This is a genomic window from Streptomyces sp. NPDC101227 (genome assembly GCF_044767545.1).
Lineage (GTDB): Bacteria > Actinomycetota > Actinomycetes > Streptomycetales > Streptomycetaceae > Streptomyces.
Genome location: NZ_JBIWOD010000027.1, coordinates 22242 through 46873, shown reverse-complemented (window position 1 = coordinate 46873; position 24632 = coordinate 22242). Strand labels below are relative to the sequence as shown.

19 protein-coding genes and 1 pseudogene are annotated in these 24632 nt (G+C 72.4%); 4 read left to right on the top strand and 16 right to left on the bottom strand.

Annotation, left to right across the window (positions count from 1 at the left end):
- The first annotated feature begins 3 nt into the window (after window positions 1-3).
- The gene (locus tag ACIRPT_RS38005) at window positions 4-342 is read left to right on the top strand and encodes a hypothetical protein (RefSeq protein WP_403835989.1); all 339 of its coding nucleotides are present in this window, start codon (window positions 4-6) and stop codon (window positions 340-342) included.
- A gap of 21 nt (window positions 343-363) precedes the next feature.
- Here ACIRPT_RS38005 and ACIRPT_RS38000 read toward each other — a convergent pair whose 3' ends face one another.
- Window positions 364-1821: an APC family permease gene (locus ACIRPT_RS38000; protein ID WP_403835987.1), complete on the bottom strand. Its 1458-nt coding sequence runs from the start codon at window positions 1819-1821 to the stop codon at window positions 364-366.
- Between the two features lie 315 nt (window positions 1822-2136).
- On the bottom strand, window positions 2137-4224 hold the full coding sequence (locus ACIRPT_RS37995) for a SpoIIE family protein phosphatase (protein ID WP_403835985.1): 2088 nt from the start codon (window positions 4222-4224) through the stop codon (window positions 2137-2139).
- A gap of 363 nt (window positions 4225-4587) precedes the next feature.
- On the opposite strand from ACIRPT_RS37995, the gene ACIRPT_RS37990 reads away from it, so the two are divergent.
- Window positions 4588-6147 carry an AMP-binding protein gene (locus tag ACIRPT_RS37990; RefSeq protein ID WP_403835983.1) on the top strand — a complete coding sequence of 520 codons (1560 nt, stop codon included), beginning with the start codon at window positions 4588-4590 and terminating at the stop codon, window positions 6145-6147.
- 243 nt (window positions 6148-6390) lie between these two features.
- Here ACIRPT_RS37990 and ACIRPT_RS37985 read toward each other — a convergent pair whose 3' ends face one another.
- The 3 genes from ACIRPT_RS37985 to ligD all read right to left on the bottom strand — a co-directional run bounded on the left by ACIRPT_RS37985 (window position 6391) and on the right by ligD (window position 9361).
- Window positions 6391-6606 carry a hypothetical protein gene (locus ACIRPT_RS37985; protein ID WP_403835981.1) on the bottom strand — a complete coding sequence of 72 codons (216 nt, stop codon included), beginning with the start codon at window positions 6604-6606 and terminating at the stop codon, window positions 6391-6393.
- An 80-nt stretch (window positions 6607-6686) separates the two neighbouring features.
- On the bottom strand, window positions 6687-7925 hold the full coding sequence (locus ACIRPT_RS37980) for a PP2C family protein-serine/threonine phosphatase (RefSeq protein ID WP_403835979.1): 1239 nt from the start codon (window positions 7923-7925) through the stop codon (window positions 6687-6689).
- Between the two features lie 425 nt (window positions 7926-8350).
- On the bottom strand, window positions 8351-9361 hold the full coding sequence (gene ligD / locus ACIRPT_RS37975) for a non-homologous end-joining DNA ligase (RefSeq protein ID WP_403835977.1): 1011 nt from the start codon (window positions 9359-9361) through the stop codon (window positions 8351-8353).
- Between the two features lie 67 nt (window positions 9362-9428).
- Between ligD and ACIRPT_RS37970 the strand changes: the two genes are divergently transcribed.
- Window positions 9429-10490 carry an ATP-dependent DNA ligase gene (locus tag ACIRPT_RS37970; protein ID WP_403835975.1) on the top strand — a complete coding sequence of 354 codons (1062 nt, stop codon included), beginning with the start codon at window positions 9429-9431 and terminating at the stop codon, window positions 10488-10490.
- A 7-nt stretch (window positions 10491-10497) separates the two neighbouring features.
- Here ACIRPT_RS37970 and ACIRPT_RS37965 read toward each other — a convergent pair whose 3' ends face one another.
- The 3 genes from ACIRPT_RS37965 to ACIRPT_RS37955 all read right to left on the bottom strand — a co-directional run bounded on the left by ACIRPT_RS37965 (window position 10498) and on the right by ACIRPT_RS37955 (window position 14148).
- A complete protein-coding gene (locus ACIRPT_RS37965; protein WP_403836074.1) occupies window positions 10498-11484 on the bottom strand; it encodes an MASE1 domain-containing protein in 987 nt (328 codons plus the stop codon).
- Between the two features lie 72 nt (window positions 11485-11556).
- The gene (locus ACIRPT_RS37960; protein ID WP_403835973.1) at window positions 11557-12381 is read right to left on the bottom strand and encodes a PP2C family protein-serine/threonine phosphatase; all 825 of its coding nucleotides are present in this window, start codon (window positions 12379-12381) and stop codon (window positions 11557-11559) included.
- A gap of 153 nt (window positions 12382-12534) precedes the next feature.
- Window positions 12535-14148, bottom strand: coding sequence for an APC family permease (locus ACIRPT_RS37955; protein WP_403835971.1), 1614 nt, complete (start codon window positions 14146-14148; stop codon window positions 12535-12537).
- A 293-nt stretch (window positions 14149-14441) separates the two neighbouring features.
- On the opposite strand from ACIRPT_RS37955, the gene ACIRPT_RS37950 reads away from it, so the two are divergent.
- Window positions 14442-16745 carry a HelD family protein gene (locus ACIRPT_RS37950; RefSeq protein ID WP_403835969.1) on the top strand — a complete coding sequence of 768 codons (2304 nt, stop codon included), beginning with the start codon at window positions 14442-14444 and terminating at the stop codon, window positions 16743-16745.
- Window positions 16746-16752: 7 nt separating this feature from the next.
- Here the strand turns inward: ACIRPT_RS37950 and ACIRPT_RS37945 are convergent, their stop codons facing one another.
- From ACIRPT_RS37945 to hypB, 8 genes and pseudogenes are all read right to left on the bottom strand, one after another.
- On the bottom strand, window positions 16753-16977 hold the full coding sequence (locus ACIRPT_RS37945) for an acyl-CoA carboxylase subunit epsilon (protein ID WP_403835967.1): 225 nt from the start codon (window positions 16975-16977) through the stop codon (window positions 16753-16755).
- Between the two features lie 139 nt (window positions 16978-17116).
- Window positions 17117-18298 (bottom strand): lipase family protein, encoded by a 1182-nt coding sequence (locus ACIRPT_RS37940; RefSeq protein WP_403835965.1) that lies wholly within the window; start codon window positions 18296-18298, stop codon window positions 17117-17119.
- An 84-nt stretch (window positions 18299-18382) separates the two neighbouring features.
- Window positions 18383-18826 (bottom strand): annotated as a pseudogene (locus ACIRPT_RS37935) (helix-turn-helix domain-containing protein); the annotation flags it as partial.
- 117 nt (window positions 18827-18943) lie between these two features.
- Window positions 18944-20014 carry a hydrogenase expression/formation protein HypE gene (gene hypE, locus ACIRPT_RS37930; protein WP_403835963.1) on the bottom strand — a complete coding sequence of 357 codons (1071 nt, stop codon included), beginning with the start codon at window positions 20012-20014 and terminating at the stop codon, window positions 18944-18946.
- Window positions 20007-21131 (bottom strand): hydrogenase formation protein HypD, encoded by a 1125-nt coding sequence (hypD, locus tag ACIRPT_RS37925; RefSeq protein ID WP_403835961.1) that lies wholly within the window; start codon window positions 21129-21131, stop codon window positions 20007-20009. Before hypD ends, hypE begins: the two co-directional genes overlap by 8 nt.
- Window positions 21128-21451 (bottom strand): HypC/HybG/HupF family hydrogenase formation chaperone, encoded by a 324-nt coding sequence (locus tag ACIRPT_RS37920; RefSeq protein ID WP_403835959.1) that lies wholly within the window; start codon window positions 21449-21451, stop codon window positions 21128-21130. The genes hypD and ACIRPT_RS37920 overlap by 4 nt, the downstream gene beginning before the upstream one ends.
- A gap of 67 nt (window positions 21452-21518) precedes the next feature.
- Window positions 21519-23882 (bottom strand): carbamoyltransferase HypF, encoded by a 2364-nt coding sequence (gene hypF / locus ACIRPT_RS37915; RefSeq protein WP_403835957.1) that lies wholly within the window; start codon window positions 23880-23882, stop codon window positions 21519-21521.
- Window positions 23879-24628, bottom strand: coding sequence for a hydrogenase nickel incorporation protein HypB (gene hypB, locus ACIRPT_RS37910; protein WP_403835955.1), 750 nt, complete (start codon window positions 24626-24628; stop codon window positions 23879-23881). The genes hypF and hypB overlap by 4 nt, the downstream gene beginning before the upstream one ends.
- Window positions 24629-24632: the final 4 nt, after the last annotated feature.

Genomic DNA, 24632 nt, shown 5'->3' with positions numbered 1-24632 from the left:
GGCATGCATGTTGCAGAGGAGATTCGTGCCGAGGCGGTTGCGCTCATCGACCACCACGCGCTCGGTCTGTGGAAGCCCAGTGACGCCGACCGGCGAGCCGCCGTGTCGTTGTTCCGCTTCCTCGAGACGGGCCTGCCGCTCAACGGCGAGCAGATCCGTTCCGCCCTCGTGGCCGCGGAGCCGTCGCCGGGCGTGAGCGAGAGCCTGCTCGGCCTGCTGCGGGCGACCGCCGCTCTGCTCGACGAAACGACAGTGGCCGACGGGCCCGCCGGGCGGGACGCCGTCGACCACGTGTGTCTGCTGCTGGACGCGCTGGCCCTGACCCGGCCCGCCGGGAAGTAGCGGGCCGGGCCGGGGCGCCCGTCAGACCGTCGCGGGGAGCTCCGCGCCCTCCTGCGCGGGCGCCTGCTCGTCCTCCGGGACCGAGATCACCCAGTGCGTCTCCTGTCGCGGGCGGAGGTAAACGGCCCAGTAGACGGCCGCCGCCGCGACGATGAACCCGGTGATGAGCAGGCTCTTCGTGCTCTGCTGCCACAGCACCCAGACCAGTACGAGCGCCAGCAGCGCCGGCACCGCGGGCCACAGCGGCATCCGCCAGGCCGCCTTGTGCTTGTGGACCCCCCGGCGGGAGACCAGCGCGCCCAGCGCGACGAAGACGTACATGGCGGCGACGGCCACGCCGGTGACCTCGCTGAGCGTGTCGAGGTTGACGAAGCACAGCGCCGCGCCGGGGATGCCCACCACGAGCGTGGCCACCCAGGGGGAGCCGAAGCGCTTGCCGAGGTGCGAGAAGGCGCGGTTGACCGGCGTCGGCCAGGCGCCGTCGCGGGCCGAGGAGAAGACCACTCGGGAGTTCTGGATCACCATCACGATGGCGGCGTTGATGATCGCCAGGGCGATGCAGAGGCTGACGAAGGTGCCGACGCCGGAGTTGCTCCAGGACTTCACCATGCCGGCGACGTCACCGGCGCCCAGGGTTCCCAGGTCGGGGGCGCCGAGGGTGATGGCGATGACCGGGATCAGGACGACCGCGGCGCCGATGGCCAGCGTCCACAGGACGGTGCGGGAGACGTTGCGGCGCGGGTTCTCCATCTCCTCCGCGAGGTACACGGCGGTGGAGAAGCCCTGGAGGATGAAGAGCGCGGTGGCCAGTCCCGCGACGATCAGGCCCGCGGTGACCGCCGTGCTGTGACCGTGCCCGGCGTCCATGACCGGGTGGACGAGCACCGAGGCCGAGCGCTGGGTGTGGGTGAAGCCGAGGAAGGCGACGACGGCGCAGGCCACGACCTCGAGGACGAGGAAGATGCCGGTGATCCAGGCATTGGCGCGCAGGTCCAGCAGGCCCATGACGGTGGCCAGCAGCATCACGCCGGCCGCGGTGTACTGCGGATCCAGGTGCACGATCGGGGCCAGATAGTCGGCCGTGCCCAGCGCGATGATGGGCGGGACGATCATGACGACGATCAGCGAGAGTATGAAAACCAGCCATCCCGCGAGCCGCCCCATCAGGGTGCCGACCATGGCGTACTCGCCGCCGGAGCTCGGGATGAGCGTGCCGAGCTCCGAATAGGTGAAGGCGACGCCGATACACAGCAGGGCCGCGACGGCGATGGTCAGGGCGGTGCCCGTGCCCAGGGTCGCGAACGAGTCCGGCACGATCACGAAGAGCGAGGACGCCGGCGTCAGACAGGACAGGGTGAGCAGGGTGCCACCGACGACACCGATGGAGCGGGTGAGCTTGGGGGCACTCTCCGTGCCGCTCTCGGTCGTACCGCGGTCTTCCCTGGCGGGAGCTGTGGAGGCAACGGGTGTGTTGGTCATATCTGTTATCCGTGTCCCATCAGTGCTGGCGGCAGGAAGGGGGCGCTCTTCGATGGAGAGGGCCGCAAAGCGGGGGAAAGCAGGCGAACTCCCGACTCCGCTTCGGTGACCGAATACAACCCCCGCGGACGACTCCCGTCAAGGTTTTGTTAAGGCCGCTCGACAACGAAATCCGTTGCGTGACGGAGGCCATAGGCGCTAATCGATGCCCAAGTGGCGATCTTGACTCGGATTTCGTGGCCTCCGAGGCGATGCGGATTCTGCCGCCCGGGGCCGTAATCCCCTTGTCCGCGAAGGGGATTTGTCCGCCCGGCGTCAGCAGTCGTCGCAGGCGCGGGCCCGGGCGACCAGGAGCGCGACATCGTCGTGGTCATGACCGTGGCGCAGCTCGCCCAGCAGCCGGTCGCAGAGCTCCTCCAGCGGCCGCTCGGGCTCCGCGAGCAGCTCGAGGAGGGTGTCGAGGCGTTCGTCGATGGGGTCCTCGCGGGTTTCGATCAGCCCGTCGGTATAGAGGACGAGCTGATCACCTTCGGTCACCGGCACCATCGTCTGCTCGAAGGTGACGCCACCGACGCCGAGCGGCGCGCCGGTGGGCAGGTCCAGCAGCTCCGGCGGCTGTCCGGGGCGTACCAGGACCGGGGGCAGATGGCCCGCGACGGCGATGTGGCACTGCTTGGCGTGCGGGTCGTAGACGGCGTAGAGGCAGGTGGCGAAGGCCGGGTCGAGGCCGGCGGCGATGTGGTCGAGATGGCGCAGCACCTCGGCAGGATCGAGGTCCAGGTCGGCCAGGGCGCGGGTGGTGGTGCGCAGCTGGCCCATGGTCGCGGCGGCGTTGATTCCGCTGCCCATGACGTCCCCGACCACCAGGGCCGTCTTGTCGCCGGCCAGCGGGATCGCGTCGAACCAGTCGCCGCCGACCTCGCTGGCCGCCTGCGCGGGCTGGTAGCGGTAGGCGATCTCCATGCCGGTGGGCTGTAGCGGCCGGTGGTTCATCAGGTGGCGCTGGAGGGTCAGCGCGGTGCGGCGTTCGCTCTGGTAGGAGCGGGCGTTGTCGATGCAGACCGCCGCGCGGGCGGCCAGCTCGACGGCGAGTACGGCGTCGTCCTCGTCGAAGGGCACCGGATTGCGTACGCGGTAGAGCGAGAGGGCGCCCAGCACCTCGCCGCGGGCGATCAGCGGGACCGCGAGGTAGGAGTGCAGTCCGGCCTTCCCCAGGAGTTCGGCGCCCTGGGGATCGGCGGCGATGCGCGGCAGATCCTCCTGGCCCACCTGGGGGACGAGCACCGGGCGGGCGTCGGTGACACACCGGGTGATCAGCCGGTCGGCGTCGTACGAGGCGATCTGACCGGTGGGGTCGGCGGCGCGGGCGGCGTCGGTGGGGTAGGCGGTGGCCACCGCCAGCGCCCGGAAGCGGGCCGCGGCGCCGGGGGTCACGGAGGCCGGGCGGCGGTTGTTCAGCACGGCGTCCAGGACGTCCACCGCGGCCAGGTCGGCCAGCTCGGGCACGATGACCTCGGCCAGCTCGCGGGCGGTCTGGTCGACGTCGAGGGTGGTGCCGACGCTGGCGGAGGCATCGGCGATGACGGCGAGGCGACGGCGCGCGCGGGCGGCTTCGGCGGCGGCCCGGTGCTGCTCCGTGATGTCCACGACAGAGGTCGCAAGTCCCAGGACCCGGCCGTTGGGGTCCTCCAGCCGGTAGTACGACACCGACCAGGCCTGCTCGGCGTCCGGGTCGGAGCCGGTGCGGCCGACGGTGAACTGATCCAGCAGCGGGGTGCCGCTGGCGAGGACCTCGCGCATCCGGGAGGCGACGACACCGGTGTCCAGGAACGTCAGCGTTTCATGGACGTCGCGGCCGATGTGCGCTTCGGCGGGAAGGTTGTTGATGCGCTCCAGCGCCGGGTTGACCATGACGAACCGCAGGTCGGTGTCGAGCACCGCCAGCCCGATCGGCGACTGGGCCACCAGCCGTACGGACAGCGCCAGGTCGCGCTCCACCCGCCGCAGGACGGCCTGGTCGGTGGCGATGCCCAGGGCGTAGGAGTCGCCGCGCTCGTCCAGCAGCCGCATATTGCGGAATTCGACCAGTCGGGTGCCGCCGTCCTTGTGCCGGACGGGGAAGACGCCGGCCCAGCTCTCGCCGCCTCCCATCACCTGGGAGAAGAGGGAGAGCGCCAGATCGAAGTGCTCCGGGCCGACCAGCAGCTGAGCGGCGAGCTCCCCCAGCGCCTCGTCGGCGTTCCAGCCGAAGAGGTCCTCGGCCTGCGGGCTCCACAGCGTGATCCGGCCGTCCGCGTCCAGCATCACCGCGGCCACGCCCAGAACATCGAGCAGGCCACCGGGCCGAGACGTGCCTGCCCCCGCCGGGGCCGCATCCTCGGGGAACGCGTCGGTCGCACCCATCAAGGCACTCCTTCCGCCGGTCACCGAGGACCGACAGCCGTGGTGCTCTCCGCGCCCGGCCGTCTGCGCCGTGCGTTCGCTGCCCTCCATCATCTCTCCAGACGGGACGGCCCCGCAGGGAGAGCGAGATCTTCCAGCAACGGTGTCCTGTGGGGGAGCCAGCATTATGCGCCGTAGTAGTACACCTGGGCGACCTGACTGACGAATTTCCCGGTGTGGCGGGATAACAGCCGTGCGGGGCCATCCGAATTGGTGTTGTTGATCTAGAGAGACTAGGCTTGCTTAGTTGCCTCTAGCAACTATTTTTCTCGTACCCGCACCGCCGGAGTCATGACCGCACTCCGGCCTCAGGAGAAGCCCCACATGTCGATGGATGACCAGAACTTCCGCACGTACGTGGAGGAAAACCTCGATGTTCTTAGCACCCACCCGGGCCACGAGGCCCTGATCCATCAAGGCCGGCGCGTCACCGCGGGGGAACTGCGTGACCTGGTCCACCGGATGGCGCGGGCGCTGCTCGCCCAGGGTGTGGGCCGGGGCGAAACCGTCACCCTGCTCTGCGGCAACCTCCCGGAGACCATCGCCGCCCGTTACGCGGCCAACCTGGTCGGCGCCCGCGTCAACCACCTTTACAACAAGCTCTCCGCCGACGCCCAGGCCGCCATCGTCCGCGACGTCGAGACCCGGGCGCTGATCGTCGACCCCCGCTACGCCGAACGGGCCGCCGAGATAACGGAGTTGGCCCCGGTCCCGGCCGTCCTCGTCCTCGGCCCCGCGAAGGTGGGCAGCGACCTTCTGGAGCTCGCGGCGCAGCAGTCCGCCGAGCCGCTGGCTGGCCGGGCCCGGCCCGACGACGTCTGCACCATCCGGCACACCGGCGGCACCACCGGCCACCCCAAGGGCATCTGCACCACCTTCGAGCAGGCCCGCTGGTTCCGCGGGGTGCTGCCCGAGGAGCCGGAGTTCGAGCGCCGCCAATTGGTGGTCACCACCCTCGCGCACGCCGCCGGGTACCTCGCCGACAACACACTGCAGAGCGGCGGCACGGTCGTGCTGCTCGACGACTTCGACCCGGCGCAGGCGCTGGCCGCGATCGAACGCGAGCGGATCACCGACATCTTCATGCTGCCGCCGCTGCTCTACCAGCTGATGGACCACCCTGACGCGCAGCACACCGACACCTCCAGCCTGCGGATGCTGACGTACGGCGGCTGCCAGGCGTCGCCGGCGCGGATAGCCGACGCGGTACGCAGGTTCGGCCCGGTGCTGTTGCAGGGCTACGGGCAGAATGAGGCGGGCGGCATCGCCGTACTCACCCCGGAGGACCACGACCTCGAGCGCCCCGAGCGGCTGCGCTCCGCCGGGAAGGTGCTGCCGGACGTCGAGGTGGCGGTCCGGGACGAGTCGGGCCGCGATCTGCCCAACGGCGAGCACGGCGAGGTCTGCGTCCGCTCCCCCATGATCATGCAGGGCTACTGGAAGCAGCCCGAGCTGACCGCCGAGGTGCTGCGGGACGGCTGGCTGCACACCGGGGACATCGGATTCCTCGACGACGAGGGGTACTTGACCATCGTCGACCGCATCAAGGACATGATCGTCGTGGTCGGCGGCCATGTGTACACCACCGAGCTCGAGGACCTGCTCAACTCCCATCCGCAGGTCCTGCAGAGCGCCGTCTTCGGCGTCCGCGACGCGGACCGCATGGAGCGGGTGCACGCAGTGGTGGTCCCCGCACCGGGCAGCGACGTCGACGGGCAGCAGGTGCGCGCGATGGTGCGCGAGCGGCGCGGCGCGATGTACGAGCCCGCGCACATCCGCTTCGCCGACGCGCTGCCGCTGACCGACGCCGGCAAGCCGGACAAGAAGGAACTGCGCCGCCTGGCCGAGCGGGAGCTCACCACCGCGGACCGGGCCCACGCGTAGGCCGTCCCGTTCGGACCGTCCGACAGGACGGCCCACGGTCCGGGCGCGCCGTGGGACGCCACCCTCGTGCGCTCACCAGCGCGCGGCCGGGGCCCGCAACGGCCCCGGCCTGCGTTCCGGCGCGCGCGATCGGGCCGCAGCCCGCCGGACGAGGCCGACGAGGCGTACCGGGAGACGGTGTCCGGCGCCGCCCGCTTGCGGATGGTGCTCACCCCCCGACGCGCCCGCCCGTCACTGCCTCCACTAGAGGGCGTCCCAGGACTCGGGGCCACCGCCCCGCCAGTCGATGAGATCGGTCTCCTCGATCTCGATGTCGTCGAGGCCGACGTGGCGCAGGGCCTTCACCAGGTCCTCGATGCGGTGGGCGACCCCCAGCTTGCGTTCGCCCGCCGTCACCTGCCGCGCCCCGTCCGGGCCCGGCGGGTGCACCGTCACCTGCGGTGGTGGGTTTGCTTCCATGGCACCAGGGTGCGGGCGGGGGCGGTGGTGCGCACGTTCCGGGGACGAGGAGGGGGACGGGTGCACGCGGCGGGAGCCCGTCAGAGGCGGATGATGACCAGCGCCGTGTCGTCGGAGGTCCCGCCGGGCGGCAGCAGTTCCGCCAGGAGGGCGTCGGCGAGGGTTTCGGCGTCGCTGCCCCGGTGCCGGGCGAGCGAACCGGCCAGGCGGGCCAGGCCCACGTCGATGTCCTCGCGGCGGCGCTCGATCAGGCCGTCGGTGTACAGGACGAGGACGGTGTCGTCGGTGAAGGGGGCGTGCGCCTCGGGCCGGGCCACATGTTCCGGTCGCGCGCCCAGGGGCGGGTCGGTGGCCTGATCGAGGAATTGCACGGTGCCGTCGGGGTGGAGCAGGGCGGGCGGCGGATGGCCGGCGCTGCTGTAGTGGACGGTGTGTGTGGTCCAGTCGATGACGACCTGCACCGCGGTGGTGGATTCCGCGCCGTCCACCGAACGGGCGTACAGGCCGAGCACCTCCAGCGCCTTGGCGGGCCCGGGGGCGACCAGGACGGCGGCGCTCAGGGCGCTGCGCAACTGGCCCATCACACAGGCCGCTTCGAGCCCGTTGCCGACGACATCGCCGACGGCCACCGCCATCCGGTCCCCCGGCAGATCGGTCAGTTCGTACCAGTCGCCGCACACATTGAGCGCCCCGATGGCGGGCTGATAACGCACCGCCGCCCGGTGATGCCCCACCGGCCGCGGCGCCGGCAGCATCGCGGCCTGGAGGGCCAGCACCACTTCCCGCTCCCGGGCGTGGGACTGGCGCAGCCGGGCGTTGACCTCCTGGAGTTCCCGGGCGCGGCTGTAGAGCTGGGCCTCCATCCGCTCCCGCTCGTCGCCGAACTCCGCGCGCCGCGCCCGCACCAGTTCGGTGACCTCCTCGACCCGGTGCACCAGCAGCTTCACCTCACCGTCGGGACCGAGTACGGGCGCATTGACGGTGCTCCAGTACCGCTCCTCGAACACACCGGGCCGGCCGGGCGCCTCCACGTCGTAGCGGTGCAGCGGCATGGCGTCGGGGGCGCCGGTGGCCATCGCGTGCCGCAGCGACCTTTCGAGGCCGCGGGGACCCCCGGAGTCGGGATCTGCGGGGTTGTCGGGGAAGACGTCGAAGAGATAGCGGCCGATCTGCTGGCCACGCGGACGCCCGGAGAGCCGCAGATGGGCCTCGTTGACGTCGACGATCACCAGCTCCGGAGTGAGCAGCACCGCCCCGCCCGGCAGCGCCTGGAAGACGGCCTCGTAGTCGATCTCGAACTCGCCGGACACGGGCGTCACCCGCCCGGACGCGGCTGCGCGCGGCGCGACCCGGCCGCCGTCCCGGAGCGGGCCTTCCGGGGGATCCGGCCGGCGGGCCGGGAGGCGGCACCGCGGCCCGCGAAGAGGACCGGGAGGCAGCGGCCGGCCCTCGTATACGGCGATGTCCCGTCGTACTCCACGGCCGAAATGTTTCCTTCCCACCGGCATCCACGCACGCCGGGCAGGACGCGCCCCGGGCCCACGAGGCCCGTACGGCAGGAGGGGGCGGGCCCCGATGCCTACGCGGCGGATGCCGCCGTTCGGGTCAGCCGGGGACCGCCGGGGGCGGGGTCCTGACCGGCCTGGAACCGGCCATCGGCGCTCCGCCCGGTCCGGTGCTGCTCGGCCGGCGCGGTGCAATGCCTGGGCATCTCCGCCGCGGCCGCCGCCCGGCGCGGGAGGTCTCAGCGCTTGCGGGCCCGGCTCGGCTGCACCCGGGCCGGCTCCCCCGGCATCTTGGGGTGGTCGGGCGGGTACGGCATGTCGCCCATGCCCTCGTCCGTCTCCTGACGGTCCGCCAGTTCCAGTACGGACTCCAGGCCGAAGGCGTGCTCGCCCATGTCCGCGTGGACGTCGCCGAGTTCGGCGAAGCGGGGCGGGACGGTCCGCAGGTCGAAGTCCTCGGGCGCGGCGTCGGTCAGCTCCTCCCAGCGCAGCGGGGTGGAGACCGTCGCCCGGGGCCGGGCGCGCAAGGAGTAGGCCGAGGCGATGGTCCGGTCCCGGGCCATCTGGTTGTAGTCCACAAAGACCTTCGCGCCGCGTTCCTCCTTCCACCAGGCGGAGGTCACCCGGTCCGGACTGCGCCGCTCCAGGGCCCGTGCCAGGGCGATGGCGGCCCGTCTGACCTCGGTGAACGTCCAGTTGGGGCGGATCGGTACGTAGACGTGCACGCCCCGGCCGCCGGAGGTCTTCGGCCAGCCGCGCAGCCCGTGCTCCGCCAGCAGCTCCCGCAGGTCGCAGGCGACCCGTACGGCGTCTGCGAAGTCCGTGCCGGGCTGCGGGTCCAGGTCGATCCGCAGTTCGTCGGGGTGTTCGGTGTCGGCGCGCCGCACCGGCCAGGGGTGGAAGGTCAGACAGCCCAGGTTCGCCGCCCAGATGACCGCGGCGGGCTCGGTCGGACACATCTCATCGGCGAACCTGCCGCTGGGGAAGGCGATCCGGGCGGTGGGCAGCCACTCCGGCAGCCCCTTGGGCGCCCGCTTCTGGTAGAAGAACTCCCCCTCGACGCCGTCCGGGAAGCGCTGCATGGTGGTGGGCCGGTCGCGCAGGCCGCGCAGCACGCCGTCCGCGACCGCGAGGTAGTACTGCGCGACGTCCAGCTTGGTGAAGCCGCGCTCGGGGTAATACGTCTTGTCCGGATGCGACACACGCACCGTGCGCCCCGCGACGTCCAGCTCCACAGCTCCTGCGGCCATGACTCAACGCTAAGTTCCGGCCGTCCCCGGCGCGCGCCGGGGCCGCCGGGCCGTCACGATCGAAGGCATGGACCTGCCCGTCATGCCCCCGGTCTCCCCCATGCTCGCCAAGCTCGTGGCCGACATTCCCGCGGGCATGCAGTACGAGGCCAAATGGGACGGATTTCGCGTCATCGTCTTCCGCGACGGCGACGAGGTCGAGATCGCCAGCCGTACGACGAAGCCGCTGACCCGCTATTTCCCGGAGGTGGTCGCCGCCGCGCGGGCCGAGCTGCCGCCGCGCTGCGTCATCGACGGCGAGATCGTCATCGCCCATGACGGGCGGCTGCACTTCGAGGAGCTGCTGGAGCGCATCCATCCGGCCGACTCCCGGGTCCGGGCGCTCGCCGAGCGGACGCCCGCCTCCCTCGTCGCCTTCGACCTGCTGGCGCTGGGCTCCGCCGCGCTGATGGACGAGCCGCAGTCGGCGCGGCGGGAAGCGCTGGTGCGGGCGCTGGAGGCGGCCCGGGCGCCGGTGTACACCGCGCCGGCGACCACCGATCAGGAGCTGGCGCGTCTCTGGTTCACCCGGTTCGAGGGGGCGGGCCTGGACGGGGTGGTCGCCAAGCCGCCGCATCTGCCCTACCGGCCGGGCGACCGCGCGATGTTCAAGATCAAGCACGCCCGTACCGCCGACTGCGTCGTCGCGGGCTACCGGCTGCACAAGAGCGGGCCGGTGGTCGGCTCCCTGCTGCTGGGCCTGCACGACGACGCCGGGCGGCTACAGCACGTCGGGGTGTGCGCCTCATTCCCGATGGCGAAGCGGCGCAGCCTCGTCGAGGAGCTGGCACCGCTGCGGATGGACGATGTCGCGGCGCACCCCTGGGGAGAGTGGACGGATGAGGCGGCGCACGCCTCCCGCCGGATGCCGGGTGGGCCCAGCCGGTGGAGCGGCGGCAAGGACCTGTCGTGGGTGCCGCTGCGCCCGGAGCGGGTGTGTGAGGTGGCGTACGACCATATGGAGGGCAGCCGGTTCCGGCACACGGCGCAGTTCCGTACCTGGCGTCCGGACCGTACGCCGGAGAGCTGCACCTATGCGCAGTTGGAGGAGCCGGTCGGCTATGACCTGGGGGAACTGCTGTCCGGCTGAGGAGGGGTCAGCGGGTGGTGCCGTTCGGCGGCCAGCGGCGGCGGCTCTCACCGGGCGCGAGGCGGTCCACCACTTCGGCCAGTTCCCCGCAGGCGTGCTCGATCTTGCGCCGGATGGCGTTCTGCTCGGTGATGATCGCCGACAGCAGCAGCGCGGTGAGCGCCGTGGACGCGTTGAGGGCCTGCAGATTGACCATCGCCTCCAGCAGGCTCTGCCCCTGGAACGGTCCGATGCGGCGGGTCGCCGACATGATCGCCACCACGGACACCAGCAGCACGACCGGCGCCGCCGCCGCCAACTGGAAGCGCAGCGCCGCCCACACGATCAGCGGAAAGACCAGGAACAGCAGGGACAGCGGGCTCTTGACCGCGAGGAGGGCGACGATGAGCGTGCAGACCAGCAGGGCCGTCGCCTCGCCCCACCGGTAGAGGGGGATGTCGCGGGGCCGCCGGACCGTACGGCAGGCCAGCACCAGCGGCGTGATGACGAGGATGCCCATGGCGTCCCCCACCCACCAGGCAGCCCAGGTCCGCCAGAAGTCGCCCGGTGGCAGGTCACCGGTGAGCAGCTGGGTGCCGCTGCCGAACGTCGCGCTGATGAGCATCCCGGCGAAGGCGCCGAGGAGCACCAGGGCGACGCCGTCGCGCAGCCGGTCCAGCGCGGGATGGAAGCCCACCCGCCGCAGCATCAGGCATGCACACACCGGGGCCAGGGTGTTGCCCGCCATGATGCCGAGGACGGTGACGTCGAGCGGGCTGATCGACGCGACGACGGCGAGGGTGCCGAGGGCGAAGGCCGGCCAGGTCCACATGCCCAGCAGGAGCAGGCTGCTCAGGGCGATGCCCGTCGGCGGCCACAACGGCGTGACCACGGTGTCCACGACCACGACCTGCTCCAGCAGCCCGATCCGGGCGGACCCGTAGTAGACGGCGGCGAGGGCGACGACCGTCAGGGCACGGGTAGCGAGCCGCCGGAACCGCTCGGTGCGCACCACAGCAGCCATCAGACAACGCCGGCGTCCCGCCATCGGCCGCGACACGCGTCCCCGGGGCGCGCTTCACCCGGGTCACTGCGCCGCCGCGTCGAAGCTCAGGACCATGACCGCCGCGTCGTCGGTGTGGCCGGTGCACTCGGCCGTGTTCATCACTTCGGCTGCCACTTCGGCCGGGTCCTCGCCGGCCCTGGTGCCGATCAGGCGGGCCACCTGCGCCAGCCCGGCCTCGATCGCGAACGACGGCCCCTCGACGACGCCGTCGGTGAGCAGTACGAACGTGCCGGCGGTGGTGAGCCGGCGGCGGGTGACCGGGTAGGTCTCGCCCGGCGCGATGCCCAGTGGCAGGCCTCCGGGGTCCTCGGCGACGCCGTAGCTGCCGTCGGTGCCGGCCCAGACGCCGGGCACATGGCCCGCGCGGGCGCTGGAGAGTTCCCAGGTGGCCGGGTCGAAGCGGAGGAAGGTGCAGGTGGCGAAGAGGCCGGCGGCCACCGAGAGCAGCAGGTCGTTGGCGCGGCTGAGCACCTCGCCCGGGTCGGCGGCGTGCGGGGCGACGGCGCGCAGGCCGATGCGGATCTGGCCCATGAAGGCGGCCGCCTCGACGTCGTGGCCCTGGACATCGCCGATGCAGTACGCCAGGGACCCGTCGGGCAGCGGGAAGCCGTCGTACCAGTCGCCGCCGATGTCCAGGCCGTGCCGGGCGGGCGCGTAGGTCGCGGCGACCCGTAGCCCCGGTACCTCCGGGAGGGTGGCGGGCAGCATCTCCCGTTGCAGCGCCTCGGCGAGCTCCACTCGGGCCTGTTGGAGCTCGGCCCCTTCCCGCGCCTGGGCGGTCAGCCGCCCGAGCGTGGTCAGCAGGTCGTCGGCGCTCGCCGACCGCGGGGGACGACGCCGAAGCATGGACCGCTCCAAGGTGCGTCGGTACATGGGCCACTGCGGGGTGCGACCCGCGCGGCTTGTCCGCTGCTGCCTCCTGACCTGGCGGGATCCACAACTCCCGGATTCATCATATTTCTGCGGGTCGGCTTCCGCGCGGCCGCCGGGTCCGCTCCCTCAGGCCGCGGCCGGACGGGTCGCCGTCAGCTGCCCGACGCCGGAGCGCACCGCCCAGACGAAGACCCCGAGCGCCAGTACCGCCACGGCGAGGGAGTCGTACGGGGCGGGCAGCCGGCCGGTGCCCTCGAAGGTGCCCAGCCAGGAGAGCGCGGTCAGGGCGGCGAGGTAGACCACCAGCCAGGCGCCGGTGCGCAGTTCCGTGCGGAGCGGGCGCACGGGCGCGGCGTGGGCTCCCGGGCGGCGCATGGCCAGGAAGATCAGCAGTCCGCCGAGGACCAGGGGCAGCGCCAGCCGCAGATCGTGCCAGCCCGACCAGTACACGAACTCGGTCGCCACCACGAAGCTGAGCGGGGCGATGTAGCGCAGCCCCGGCACCCAGCCGGCCGTGCGGCCGCCCGGCTCGGCGCGGAACACCGCTACCGCGACCGCCGAGGCCGCGTAGATCAGCAGGTACATGTCGCCCATCACGCTGACGATGTCCTGCCAGCCGCCGAACGGCAGCAGGAAGACCAGGATCACCACGAGGTTGACCACGAGCGCCCGGCGCGGGATGCCGAAGCGTTCGTTCACCTTCATGAAGTACCGCGGGATGGTGCCGTTCTTGGCGAGGGCGTAGGTGTGCCGGGCGTCGATGGCCACGCCCACGTAGGCCGAGCCGCCCGGGGAGAGCACCGCGTCCGCGTACAGCAGGCTGGAGAGCCAGTGCAGATTGAGGATCAGCGCGAGCTGGCCGAACGGCGAGTCGAAGGAGATCCCCTTCCAGCCGCCGCCCAGCAGGTCTTCCGGGACGGTGAAGAGGAACGCCACTTGCAGGGCCAGGTACATCAGGACGGCCAGGCCGATGCCGGTGAGGACCGCGGCCGGGATGGTCCGGCGGGGGTTGCGGGTCTCGCCCGAGAAGTCCAGCGGCGCCTGGAAGCCGTTGACGGAATAGACGATGCCGCCGCCGGCCAGCGCGGTCAGGCAGGCCACATAGCCGTACGGCGCGAAGCCCCCGTGGTCCGTCAGTCGTCCGGAGTGCCAGCCGGAGGCGATCAGCGCGATGACGGTGACGATCGGGACCACGATCTTGAACACCGAGATCAGGTTGTTGAGTTGGGCGAACATCCGCACCGCGAACCAGTTCAGCGCGGTCAGCAGCACGCTGAGCCCGGCGGCCAGCGCCAGCCCGGAGACGGTGAGGGTGTGCCCCTGGTAGAGACCCGGCAGGTAGTGGGCGGCGTACTGCATGATCGCGCTGATCTCGGCCGCGGTGCCGCCGACCGACAGCAGTACCGACCAGCCGACGAGGGTGCCGACCAGGGGGCCGCTGGCGTAGAGCGGCCAGCGGACGGTGCCGCCGCCCTCGGGCCGCGACGCACCCAGCTCGATCATGACCAGGGCGACGAGCGTGCACAGCACCCCCGCCCCGATCCAGGACAGCAGCGACGCCGGGCCCGCCGTCTGCGCCGCGTACATGGCGGCGAACAGCCAGCCGGACCCCACGATGTTGGAGAAGCCGATACCGGTCAGTCCCCAGAAACCCAGATCGCGGCGCAATCGCCGTTCCTGCGCCTGCACTTCCGGCGCGCCGGCCTCGTCGCCCCCGCCTGCCACCTGACGCTCCGTCACGAAAACGGCCTCCTTGATTCCCTGCCTTGCAGGTCGGAGCCTACGTGACGAGGCCGGTTGCGGATCATGCCGCTCCGGCGGACGGCAGCGCGGGGCCGAGGGGGACGCGGGACCCGATGGCCGGCACGGGCCCCATCGTCGGGTACGAGCATCGGGTACGGCTGTAACTGCCATAGCCGCCATGGGGCACAAAAAATCCCCGTACCGAATTGACGGCCGGGGTATTTCCCTGCGTATATTGGGAGCTTGCCTGTCTTGCGAAATGCAAAACAACTAACCACCCTTCACCATCAATGTATCCGAGCGGAGCCGAATTGTCAAACGAGTCGAACGAGGAATTGCAGAACGAGCAGGAATTCCTGGATCTGCTCCACGAGCGCCTCGCCGAAATGCGTGCCGGAGCGGAGACCGCAGTGAAAGCGGCCCTGCCGCTGGAGGGCAGCACCTTCCAGGCGCGGCTGGAGCGCGATGTGCTGGTGGCCGAGCAGTCCGGGCTGCTGGCCGCCCTCCACGCCGGTGAGAACGGGCTGTGTTTCGGGCGCCTCGCATTCCGCGACGGCCGCGATCACCACATCGGCCGGATCGGAATCCGGCGCGACGACCCGGACCGTACTCCGCTGGTCATCGACTGGCGGGCCGAGGTCGCCCGTCCCTTTTACCTCGCCACCGGACACACCCCGATGGGATTGCGCCGCAGGCGGCACATCACCAGCGCGGGCCGCCGCGTCACCGCCCTGCACGACGAAATCCTGGACCTCGCCGACGCGGTACGCACCGGGCACGAGGGCGCCGACGCGGACGCCGTACTGCTGGCCGCGCTGGATGCCGCGCGCACCGGGCGGATGCACGACATCGTGCAGACCATCCAGGCCGACCAGGACCGGATCATCCGCGCCCCGCACCGCGGCGTCCTCGTCGTGGAGGGCGGCCCCGGCACCGGCAAGACCGTGGTCGCGCTGCACCGCGCCGCATACCTGCTGTACGCGCACCGCGAACAGCTCGCCCGCCGCGCCGTGCTGATCGTCGGGCCCAACCCGGCGTTCATCGGCTACATCGGGGAGGTGCTGCCCGCGCTCGGCGAGACGGGTGTCCTGCTCGCCACGCCCGCCGAGCTCTTCCCGGGCGTGACCGCGACCGGTACGGACACCGCCCGGGCCGCCGAGGTCAAGGGCGGCGCGGCGGTGGCCGGGGCGCTGGCGCGCTTCGTGCGCGACCGGCAGGCCCTGCCCGACCCCGCGCTCGTGATTCCGCACGACGACGGCGAGCTGGTACTGGACGCGGAGTTGGCCGGCCGGGCCCGTCAACGGGCGCGCGAGGCGCTGCTGCCGCACAACCTCGCCCGCCCGCACTTCGCGTTCCAGGTCATCGACGGGCTCACCGCGCAGCTGACCGAACGGCTGGGCGCGGACCCGTACGGCGATGGGGGTCCCCCCTGTTCGAGCGAAGCCGGGAACTTGGGGGAGAACCTGCTCGGCCCCGACGACATCGCCCAGCTGGGGAAGGCGATCGCGGCCAGCGCCGACGTGCACCGTGCGATCGAGGAGTTGTGGCCGACCCTCACCCCTCAGCAGCTGGTCGCCGACTTCCTCGCGGAGCCCGTCCACCTTCCCGAGGCCGATGCGGTGGCGATCCGGCGCGCGGGCGGGGAGTGGACGCCCGCGGATGTGCCGCTGCTGGACGAGGCCGCCGAGCTGCTCGGCGAGGACGACACGGCGGCCAGGGTCGCCGAGGAGGCCGAGCGCCAGGAGCGCATCGCGTATGCGCAGGGGGTGCTCGACCTCTCCTACGGCTCGCGCACCCAGGAGTTCGAGGACCGCGACGACGAGGAATCGGAGGTGCTGGCCGTACACGACCTGCTGGACGCGGAACGGCTCGCCGACCGGCACGAGGAGGCCGACCACCGCAGCGCCGCCGAACGCGCCGCGGCCGACCGGACCTGGGCGTTCGGCCACATCATCGTGGACGAGGCGCAGGAGCTGTCCGCGATGGCCTGGCGGCTGCTGATGCGCCGCTGCCCCACCCGCTCGATGACCCTGGTGGGCGACCCGGCGCAGACCGCGGAGCCGGGCGGCTGCGGGGCGTGGGAGACGATCCTCGAACCGTACGTCGACGACCGCTGGCAGCATGTCCGGCTCGGCGTCAACTACCGTACGCCGACCGAGATCATGGAGATCGCGGCCGAGGTGCCCCGGTCGGCGGACCCCTCCTTCGAGCCGCCGCGCTCCATCCGTTCCACGGGCGTACGGCCCTGGGCGCGGCGCACCGACGACGTGGCCGGCGCGGTCGCCGAGGCGGTCGCACGGGATTCCCACGAGGAGGGCCGTCTCGCGGTGATCGCCCCGCGCTCCCGCCACCAGGCCCTGTCCGCCGCCCTGCCGACCGCCTCCGCCGGCGCCGCCCCGGATCTGACCAGCGCGGTGGTGCTGCTCGACCCGCGCCAGGCCAAGGGCCTGGAGTTCGACACGGTCATCGTGGCGGCCCCGGAGGAGCTCGGGACGAGCGATCTGTACGTCGCGCTGACCCGGGCGACGCAACGGCTGGGCGTGGTCCATACGGGGGCGCTGCCGGCGGGGCTGGAGACGATGCACCGGGGCTAGGAGGGTGTCACGAGCAGCACCAGCAGCCCGACCAGCAGGCACAGCGCGCCCCTTGGACGATGTGCTGCTGGTCGTCCTGCCTGCGGCGGTGGTTCTCCTCGAGGGCGCGCAGGCCCACGAGGTGGGCGCCCAGGATGACGGTCAGGGCCGCGAGTTCCTCGGGCTCGGCCTGGCCACGGTCGATACGCAGCGGCACCTCGGGGAGCTCGTCCGGAGTATCTATGCAGGTCACAGGCCCGACGTTAGGAGCGTGAGCGGGCGCTGTCGTGCGGGGGGCCGGTCCGTGTGGGCCATTCGGGGGACGCGGCGGCATCGGGGGTGCGAAGGCGGCCGGTGCCATGTGGCACCGGCCGCCGCTCGCGCATCGGTGGTCAGCGGCCGCAGTTGCCGCCCGCCGGCTCGCCCGCGAAGCGGTCGGCGAGCCAGTTGGCGGCCGGGATCGAGCCCACGATCGCTCCGAGGACGTGCTCACCGAACGGGATGGAGGTCCACTGGACGGTGGCGCCCCTGCCGCACCAGTCGGCCCGCAGCCGTGTGCCGACGCGGTACGGGATCAGCTCGTCGGCGGTCCCGTGGTAGAGGTACACCGGGGCATCCGGCGTGCGGGTGCCGAGGCGGGAGTCGCGCAGCCGCCGCTGCCAGTCCGGCTCGTGGAACGGGTTCTTGACGGTGACGTCGGACATTTTCTTGAAGAGCCCGGCGATGGTGCCGACGGCCACGCAGTTGTTCCTCATGAAGTCGACGTAGCGCCGGCCCTTGTCGTTGAGGTACTTCTCCAGGTGCAATTCGGGGTAGGCGGCGTTCTGGCCGGCGGCGGCCATCAGGATCAGCCCGGCGCCGACGTTGCCGTCGTTGTGGTCGGCGACCTTGAGCAGATCGGCGGGTACGCCGCCGGTCGCGGTGCCCTTGACCCGGAGCTCGGGCGCGTACGACCGGTGCAGTTCGGCGGCCCAGCTGCCGGCCTGGCCGCCCTGGGAGTAGCCCATGATGCCGACGGGTGAGCTCGGGGTGACTCCGGCGGCGGCCGCTTCGGGCAGCCGTTGGGCGGCGCGGGCGGCGTCGAGGACGGCCTGGCCCTCGGCGCGCCCCACGGTGTAGGTGTGGTCGCCTGGGGTGCCGAGGCCTTCGTAGTCGGTGACCGCGACCGCCCAGCCGCGGTCGGTGAGCCGCTGGATGAGGCCGGCCTCCATGGTGGTGCCCTTGGGGAATCCGGCCGACGGCGCGCAGGAATCGCTGAGGCCGACCGTGCCGACGGCGTACGTGATGAGGGGGCGGGGGCCCTGATGGCCGTCCTTGGGGACGATGACGGTCCCGGAGACGATGTTGGGGGCGCCCTTGGCGGTGGTGGAGCGGTAGGTGATGTGCCAGGCCCTGGTGAGCGTCGGCTGACCGGGCAACGGGTGGAAGGAGGTGGGCGAGGACGTGACGACGTCCCCGGGGGCGGCGGGTGCGGCCGCCGGACGGGCCGCGGCGCTGCTGCCCGTGAGGCCGAGCGTCAGGGACAGGGCGGCGACGGTGGTGAGGGCGGTGAGTACGGTGGAGCGTGGCTGCATGCGGCTCTCCCAACGGACGCGGGTGCCAGGATGGTTGGGGCGACCGTAATGACGTGTGGGTAAAGAAGGCGCTGACCGGGGCGCTCAGCTTCGTTGACCCGGCGTCTCATGAGGGGTGGCCGGATCGGCCCCATCATGCCCTCCGCCGGCCCCGTTCAGCCGGTAGGCACCGGGGGTGGTGCCCGTCCACCGCCTGAATGCCCGGTGGAAGGCGGTGTCCTCGGAGAAGCCGATCCGCGCGGCGAGTTCCGCGATGTGCTCCCGCCCCGTGGCCGGCGAGCTGATCGCCGCGTCCCGGCGCACCGCGTCCTTGAGCCGCTGGTACGAGGTGCCCTCGGCCTGGAGGCGGCGCCGCAGCGTCGCCGGGCTGAGCGCCGGCCGGGCCGCGATCCGGCAGAGCTCCGGCAGCCGCGCCGGGGGCCGGTCCCGCAGCGCCTGGACGAGGCTGCGCCGCACCTGCTCGGTCACGGTCGTGCCGTGGTCGCGCCGGCTGAGCAGACCGGCCGTCGCCTGCCGCAGCATCGCGGCCGGCGCGGTCTGACGGTGCTTGTCCTGCGCGCCGTGCCTACGGCGTGGTGATCCCGAGGAGACCACGGCGCCGCACTCTCCCGGGCGCCGGGCCGCGGTCTCCTCGGTGGTGACGGCTCAGCAGATCCGCGGCAGCTGCTCGCCCAACGGCAGATCGACCACCCGGGTACCGCCGAGCGGCGTGTGCGCCACCACCATCCCGGGATGCGCCTCGACGGCCTCCCCGATGACCGCGGCGCGGGCGCCCAGGGGGTGCGCGCGCATCGCGTCCAGCACCGCATCGGCGTGCTCGCGCGGGACGAACGCCACCAGCTTGCCCTCGTTGGCCACGTACATCGGGTCGAGGCCGAGGATGGCGCAGGCGTTGGCGACGGTGGCCGGGACGGGGACGGCACGCTCCTGGAGGGCGATACCGGTGCCGGAGGCGGTGGCGATCTCGTTGAGGGCGGCGGCCAGACCGCCCCGGGTGGGGTCGCGCAGGGCGTGCAGGTCCGGGGTGACGGCGAGCATCGTCTCGACCAGGCCGCCGAGGGCCGCGCAGTCGCTCTCGATCTCGACGCCGAATTCCAGGCCCTCGCGGACGCTCATGATCGCCACGCCGTGGACGCCGATGTCGCCGCTGACGATCACCACATCGCCGGGCATCACGCGCTGCGGGCGCAGGTCGACACCCGCCGGAATCAGTCCGATGCCCGCGGTGTTGAGGTAGATGCCGTCGCCGTGGCCGGCCTCGACGACCTTGGTGTCGCCGGTGGCGATCTCGACGCGGGCGGTGCGCGCGGCGGCACCCATCGCCTCGGCGACGCGGGCGACCACCGGTGTTTCGATGCCCTCTTCGAGGATGAATCCGCAGGAGAGGTAGGCGGCGCGGGCGCCGCTCATGGCGAGGTCGTTGACGGTGCCGTTGACGGCGAGGTCGCCGATGCTGCCGCCGGGGAAGAACAGCGGCCGTACGACGTAGGAGTCGGTGGAGAAGGCGAGGCGCAGACCGCCGAGCGAGAGGGCCGCGGAGTCGCCGAGCTGGGCGAGGATGTCGCCGCCGAAGGCGGGGGCGAAGATCTCCTGGACGAGTTCGGCGGAGAGTGCGCCGCCTCCGCCGTGTCCCATGACGATGCGGGGCTGGTCCCTTAGTGGCGTGGGACAGGTCCAGCCGGAGAGGTCGAGGGCGGGTGGGGAGGTGTCAGGCAACGGGGCTCGCCTCCAGCTTGGTGGGTGTGACGCCGAGTCGGCGGTAGAGGTAGTAGGCGGCGCAGGCTCCCTCGCTGGAGACCATGGTGGCGCCGAGCGGTGTGCGGGGGGTGCAGGCGGTGCCGAAGGCCTCGCACTCATGGGGCTTGATCAGGCCTTGGAGGACCTCGCCGCTGCGGCAGGCGGCGGGCTCGCGGGTGGCGATGTCCGTGACCGAGAAGCGGTGTTCGGCGTCGAAGTCGCGGTAGCGGGCGGACAGCCGCCAGCCGCTGGCGGGGATGGTGCCGATGCCGCGCCAGGAGCGGTCGGTGACCTCGAAGACGTCGTCGAGCATGGCCTGTGCGGCCGGGTTGCCTTCGGCGCGTACGGCGCGCGGATAGGCGTTGTCGACGGTGTGTTCGCCGCGCTCCAGTTGGTGGACGGTGCGGCGGATGCCCTCCAGGATGTCCAGTGGTTCGAAGCCGGTGACGACGATGGGGACCCGGAAGCGTTCGGCCAGGGCCGGGTACTCGCCCATGCCCATGACGCTGCACACGTGCCCGGCGGCGAGGAAGGCCTGGACCCGGCAGCTGGGCGAGCTCATGATCGCCTCGATGGCGGGCGGGACCCGGACGTGCGAGACCAGCAGGCTGAAGTTGGCGATGCGGTGCTTACGGGCCTGGTACACCGTCATGGCATTGGGCGGGGCGGTGGTTTCGAAGCCGATGCCGAAGAACACCACCTCGCGGTCCGGGTTCTGCCGGGCGATCTTCAGGGCGTCGAGCGGCGAGTAGACGACCCGTACGTCGCCGCCCTCGCTGCGTACCCGGAACAGATCCCGGTCGGTTCCCGGCACCCGCAGCATGTCGCCGAAGGAGCAGAAGATCACCTCGGGGCGGGCGGCGATCTCCAGGGCCTTGTCGATGACCTCGAGCGGGGTCACGCACACGGGGCAGCCCGGCCCGTGGATCAACTCGACCTGTTCCGGGAGGAGTTGGTCGATGCCGTGCCGGATGATGGTGTGGGTCTGTCCGCCGCAGACCTCCATCAGGGCCCAGGGCCGGGTCGCCGTGGCGCGGATGTCGTCGAGCAGCCGCCGGGCCAGCTCGGGGTCCTGGAACTCGTCGATGTACTTCACTGCTGCGCCTCCCGCACTCCGTCGCTCACGGCGGGCCCCGGCAGGACGCCCGCCTCGGCGGCCGCCGCTTCCCAGGGGTCGCCGAACTCCTCCTGCAACAGCCCGAGTTCCTCGAAGAGGGCGAGGGTCTGCCGGGCCGATTCCTCGTCCAGGCGCTGGAGCGCGAAGCCCACATGGACGATCGCGTATTCGCCCACCGCGAGGTCCGGTACGTACTCCAGGCAGACCTCCTTGACCACGCCGCCGAAGTCGACGGTGGCCATGCGGGTGCCGTCCCGTTCCTCGATGTCCATCACCTTGCCGGGTACCGCCAGGCACATGGGTTTCTCCTCGTCGTGGGGGGCATGGGTGCGGTCGTGGTGCGGTCGTGGGGGCGCTCCGCCGGGCTCACCGCGGTCCGCCGGCCGCGCGCGCCGCGACGACGAGCTGGCCGAGCGCCAGTCCCCCGTCGTTGGGCGGGACGCGACGGTGGCGCAGGACGGTGAGGCCGTCGCGCCGCAGCAGGCGGGCGGTGGTGCCGGCCAGCAGGGTGTTGGCGAAGACACCGCCGGTCAGGGCGACGGTGTCCAGGCCCGTGCGCTCGCGGGCCAGGGCGCAGCAGCGGCGGACGAGGGTGGCGACCGCGGTGTGGAAGCGGGCCGCGATCAGCGCCGGGGCGGTGCCGGAGCGGAGGTCGTCGACGATGGCGGCGAGTACGGGGGCGGCGTCGGCGAGCGCGGTCGCGGCGGGGTCGGCGGCGTCGAGCGCGAAGGCGTAACCGGGGCTGCCGGGGTCGTGGTCGCCGTGCGCGGTCAGCGCGGCGGCCTCCAGCTCGATCGCGGCCTGGGCCTCGTATCCGGCGTGGTGGCAGACCCCGGCGAGTGAGGAGACCGCGTCGAAGAGGCGGCCCATGCTGGAGGTGGGGACGCAGTGCAGGCCACGTTCGAGCTGCCGCTCCAGCAGCCGCCGTTCGTCCGGCGGGCAGGCCGCGACCGGGGGCAGGTCGCCGGTCCAGTCGATGCCCGCGGCGCGCAGCTGGGCCAGCGCCATGCGGTAGGGACGCCGGACGGTGGTGTCGCCGCCCGGGAGCGGGACGTAGCGCAGCCGGCCGAAGCGGCGGTATCCGTCGTAGTCGGCGAGCAGGATCTCGCCGCCCCAGACGGCGTTGTCGTCGCCGTATCCGGTGCCGTCGAAGGCGACGCCGATGACGGGCCGGCGGCCGTCGAGGCCGTTTTCGGCCATGGCGGCCGCGATGTGGGCGTGGTGGTGCTGGACGTGGATCAGCGGCCGGTCGCCGGTGTGGCGCCGGGCCCACCGGGTGGACCGGTAGCCGGGGTGGCGGTCGGCGGCGAGCAGTCCGGGGCGTACTCCGGTGACCGTCTCGAGGTGTGCCTCGGCCCGGCCGAAGGCCTCTTGTGTCGCCAGGTCGTCCATGTCGCCGATGTGGGCGGAGAGCCATGCGCGGCGTCCCTCACCGAGGCAGAGGACGTTCTTGAGGTCGCCGCCGACGGCGAGCGCGGGCGGTACGGAGAGGGGCAGCGTGATGGGGAGCGGCGCATGGCCGCGGGAGCGGCGGACGAACAGCGGCTCGCCGTCGCAGATCCGGATCACCGAGTCGTCGCACGGGACCTGGATGGGGCGGTCGTGGGTGAGCCAGGCGTCCGCCAGGTGGGCGAGGCGCCGCAGGGCCTCGTCGTCGTCGGTGACGATGGGCTCGCCCGCGACGTTTCCGCTGGTCATGACGAGCAGCCGGGGGCCGGGGGGATCGCCGGGCAGGCCGAACAGCAGGTGGTGCAGGGGGGTGTACGGGAGCATCACGCCGAGGTCGGGGCTGCCGGGGGCCACGGCGGGTGACAGTCCCGGCGTGGGGTTCGGGGTGCGGCGGCGCAGCAGGACGATGGGCCGGGCGGGGCCGGTGAGCAGGGCCCGCTCCTCGGCCGTCAGATGCACCAGGTGCTCGATGTCGTCGGCCTGACGCACCATCAGGGCGAAGGGTTTGTTGCCGCGGGCCTTGCGGCGGCGCAGCAGGGAGACGGCGTGGTCCTGGGCGGCGTCGCAGACGAGGTGATAGCCGCCGAGACCTTTGACGGCGACGATCGCGCCGTCGGCGAGGAGTCGGCGGGCGCCGGTGAGCGGATCCCCGTCGTGCTCGTGCGGTGGCCCGCCCACCAGGCGCAGCCGGGGCCCGCAGTCGTGGCAGGCGATGGGCTGGGCGTGGAAGCGCCGGTCGGTCGGGTCGGCGTACTCGCGCGCGCAGCGCGGGCACATCGGGAAGCGGGCCATGGTCGTCTTGGCGCGGTCGTAGGGCAGCGCGGTGACGATGGTGAAGCGGGGGCCGCAGTGCGTACAGGTGAGGAAGGGGTGCCGGTGGCGGCGGTCGGCCGGATCGCGCAGTTCGGCGAGGCAGGCGTCGCAGGTGGCGGCGTCCGGCGAGACCAGGGTGCGGGCGGGGCCGTCGGTGTGGGAGGGGAGGATGACGAAGCCGGTGCCGCCGGTGGGAGCGATGTCCTCCGCGTCGACGGCCTCGACCGCGGCCAGCGGTGGCGCGTCGGCGCGGATCCGGGCGGCGAAGCGGGCGAGGGCGGCGGGCTCGCCCTCGACTTCGGCCAGGACGCCTTCGCCGGTGTTGGTCACCTGTCCGGTCAGCCCCAGTTCGGTGGCGAGGCTGTGCACGAACGGCCGGAACCCCACGCCCTGGACGACTCCGCGGACGGTGATCCTTTGGCGTACGGCGGCCGTCGCGGGGGCGGCGTCGACCTGCCGGACCGTCATGATCCGCTCTGCGCCAGTGCGTCGGGGGCGACGACGGATGCGTGCTCGTGGGAGTGGGCCCGCCGGGCCATCACCGGGACGTGGACAGGGGCGCCGTCGCGGGCCGCCAGCGCCCGGTCGAGCAGGGCACCGTCGCCCTCACCGCGCCGGGCCGAGGTGAACACGATCTCCACGCCGGGGTTGACCTGTTCGACATGGGCCCGGAACGCCGTCTCGTCGAAGCCGACCGCCTCGGCGATATCGGCCTTGGTCACCACGACCAGGTGGGCGAGCCCGAAGGCGGTGGGGTACTTGAGGGGCTTGTCCTCGCCCTCGGTCACCGACGCCAGCACGATGCGCAGCGTCTCCCCCAGGTCGTAGGAGGCCGGGCAGACCAGGTTCCCGACGTTCTCGATGAACAGCAGCCGGGTGTCCGGCGGGAGCCAGCCGTCGAGGTGCCCGCTCAGCATTCCGGCTTCCAGGTGGCACAGCCCGTCGGTGAGGATCTGCTTGACGGGCACGCCGGACCGGGCCAGCCGCCGGGCGTCGTTCTCGGTGGCCAGGTCGGCGGTGAGCGCCGCCACCGGCACCCCGCGCCGCCGGGCGAGGGTCAGTTCCCGCTCCAGCAGGGCGGTCTTGCCGCTGCCGGGGCTGGAGAGCAGGTTGACGACCGCGGTGCCCCGGGCCGCCAGGTCCTCGCGCAGCGTGCGGGCGCAGGCGTCGTTCTTGGCGAGGACGGCCTGTTGCAGGTCGACGACACGGCACATGGTT

Bases quoted from the DNA above. Each gene is read 5' to 3' on its own strand.
- ACIRPT_RS38000 (WP_403835987.1), bottom strand. From the start codon at position 1,821: ATGACCAACACACCCGTTGCCTCCACAGCTCCCGCCAGGGAAGACCGC.
- ACIRPT_RS37940 (WP_403835965.1), bottom strand. From the start codon at position 18,298: ATGCAGCCACGCTCCACCGTACTCACCGCCCTCACCACCGTCGCCGCC.
- ACIRPT_RS37920 (WP_403835959.1), bottom strand. From the start codon at position 21,451: ATGTGCCTGGCGGTACCCGGCAAGGTGATGGACATCGAGGAACGGGAC.
- ACIRPT_RS37950 (WP_403835969.1), top strand. From the start codon at position 14,442: ATGTATCCGAGCGGAGCCGAATTGTCAAACGAGTCGAACGAGGAATTG.
- ACIRPT_RS38005 (WP_403835989.1), top strand. From the start codon at position 4: ATGCATGTTGCAGAGGAGATTCGTGCCGAGGCGGTTGCGCTCATCGAC.
- ACIRPT_RS37960 (WP_403835973.1), bottom strand. From the start codon at position 12,381: ATGCTTCGGCGTCGTCCCCCGCGGTCGGCGAGCGCCGACGACCTGCTG.
- ACIRPT_RS37995 (WP_403835985.1), bottom strand. From the start codon at position 4,224: ATGGGTGCGACCGACGCGTTCCCCGAGGATGCGGCCCCGGCGGGGGCA.
- ACIRPT_RS37985 (WP_403835981.1), bottom strand. From the start codon at position 6,606: ATGGAAGCAAACCCACCACCGCAGGTGACGGTGCACCCGCCGGGCCCG.
- hypF (WP_403835957.1), bottom strand. From the start codon at position 23,882: ATGACGGTCCGGCAGGTCGACGCCGCCCCCGCGACGGCCGCCGTACGC.
- ligD (WP_403835977.1), bottom strand. From the start codon at position 9,361: ATGGCCGCAGGAGCTGTGGAGCTGGACGTCGCGGGGCGCACGGTGCGT.
- ACIRPT_RS37970 (WP_403835975.1), top strand. From the start codon at position 9,429: ATGGACCTGCCCGTCATGCCCCCGGTCTCCCCCATGCTCGCCAAGCTC.
- ACIRPT_RS37990 (WP_403835983.1), top strand. From the start codon at position 4,588: ATGTCGATGGATGACCAGAACTTCCGCACGTACGTGGAGGAAAACCTC.
- hypB (WP_403835955.1), bottom strand. From the start codon at position 24,628: ATGTGCCGTGTCGTCGACCTGCAACAGGCCGTCCTCGCCAAGAACGAC.